The following is a 1,952-nucleotide window of genomic DNA, read 5'->3' as shown; positions in this document are numbered from 1 at the left end:
GCGCACGGCGCCGGGACTTGCCTGATTTCCGGAGGTTTCACGCTGTTCACGCAAGCGATCGCGGCAAAGATCGGATTTCAGGAAAATCGCGGCAATGAGCTGATCGTGCGCGAGGGCAAATTGACCGGCGAGGTCAAGGAGCCCATTCTCGGCCGCGCCGCCAAGCTCGCGACCCTGATCCAGCTCCGCGAAGCCTTCGACCTCGACAATATAGACACCCTGGTCGCCGGCGACGGCGCCAACGATCTCGGCATGATCGGCGAAGCCGGCCTCGGGGTTGCCTTTCACGCCAAGCCCGCGGTCGCGGCCTCAGCCGCCGCCCGCATCGACTACGGCGACCTCACGGCATTGCTCTACGCGCAGGGCTTTAGGCGCGAGGAGTTTGTGGAGGGATAGGTTTCGTCCTGCCTTCGTCGTCGTGCGCGAAGGCGGGCGATACAGTATTCCAGAGACGATGATGCAAAGCCGAGAAGGCGCGGCATACTGGATACCCCGCCTATGCGGGGTATGACGGCCTTGTATGCGGATGCTACTGCACGCTCAGCGCAACAAAGCGCAATTCGCCGTCGGCGTTCGACACCAGCAGCAGCACGGATTTCTTGCCGTCCTTCTTCAACTGATCGACGCGCTTCTTGATGTCGGCTGCGTTTGCGACCGCTTCCTGGGCGACTTCGACAATGACGTCGCCGGCCGAAAGCCGCTTTTCGGCCGCATCCGAAGCGGCATCGACACTGGTGATGACGACGCCCTTGACGCTGTCCTTGATCTTGTAGCGGCCGCGCAGGTCCTTGCTCAAATTCGCGAGGTCCAGGCCGAGCGCCTTTTGCGTGACCGGCTTTTCCGGTTCCGGCGCCGACTTGGCGGCAGCCGGCTGCGGCTTGTCAGTGTCCTCCAACCGGCCGAGCGTGACGCGCTTGGTCTGCTCCTCGCCCTTGCGGATGATGACGACATCGACTTCCTTGCCGACGGCCGTATCGGCGACGACGCGCGACAGATCCTTCGGCTCCTTGACGTCCTTGCCGTCGAACTTGATGACGACGTCGCCCGGCTCGATGCCGGCGGGTTTCGCCGGCCCCTTGTCGTCAACACCCGCAATCAGCGCGCCGCGCGCAGGCTTGATGTTGAGGCTTTCGGCTATCTCGTCGGTGACTTGTTGAATGCGCACACCGAGCCAGCCGCGGCGCAATTCGCCGAACTGCCGGAGCTGATCGACCACGCCGGCCACGGTCTTGGACGGCACGGCAAAGCCGATGCCGATCGAGCCGCCGGTCGGCGAGATGATCAGCGTGTTGACGCCAATCACTTCACCGTCGAGGTTGAACAGCGGTCCGCCGGAGTTGCCGCGATTGATGGCCGCATCGGTCTGGATGTAGTTGTCATAGGGACCCGAGGCGATGTCGCGGTTACGCGCCGAGACGATACCTGCGGTGACGGTGCCGCCGAGGCTGAAGGGATTGCCGATCGCGATCACCCATTCGCCGAGACGCAGCTTGTCGGAATCGCCGAACTTCACCGCGGTCAGCGGATGAGGCGGCTTGAACTTCAGCACGGCGAGGTCGGTCTTCTTGTCAACGCCGACGATGTCGGCCTTGATCTTGGTGCCGTCATTCAGGATGACGTTGATCTCGTCGGCATCGGCAATGACGTGATTGTTGGTCACGACGATACCCGACGTGTCGACGATGAAGCCCGAGCCAAGCGAGTTGGTCTTGTGCGGTTGCATATCGCCGCCCCGCTGACCGCCGCCGCCACGCCGGTTCTTGAAGAAGTCGTCGAAGAAATCCTCGAATGGCGAGCCGGGCGGCAGTTGCGGCATCGCGCCCCGGCCCTCGCCTGGACCGCCCTTGGCCTCGACGGTTTGTGTGGTGGAAATGTTGACCACCGCATCGATCACTTTCTCGGCAACGTCGGCGATACCGTCGGGTCCGCGCGCCAGCGCGGGAAGCGCCGAC

The 1,952-nt window shown here is 63.4% G+C and carries 2 protein-coding genes; one reads left to right on the top strand and one right to left on the bottom strand.

All coding sequences use genetic code 11. From position 1 onward, the window contains the following. Positions 1 to 396: HAD-IB family phosphatase (locus WB528_RS17320; protein ID WP_423889631.1), on the top strand; the 396-nt coding region annotated here is incomplete at its 5' end. 133 nt (positions 397 to 529) lie between these two features. On the opposite strand, the gene WB528_RS17315 is transcribed toward WB528_RS17320, so the two are convergent. Then, positions 530 to 1,952 (bottom strand): Do family serine endopeptidase (locus WB528_RS17315; protein WP_423889630.1); only part of this gene is annotated, 1,423 nt, incomplete at its 5' end.

Origin of the sequence: Bradyrhizobium sp., from assembly GCF_049586575.1 — a bacterium.
Taxonomy (GTDB): Bacteria; Pseudomonadota; Alphaproteobacteria; order Rhizobiales; family Xanthobacteraceae; genus Bradyrhizobium.
The sequence above is the reverse complement of the archived record's forward strand: the minus strand, read 5'-3'. Positions and strand labels throughout refer to the sequence as shown.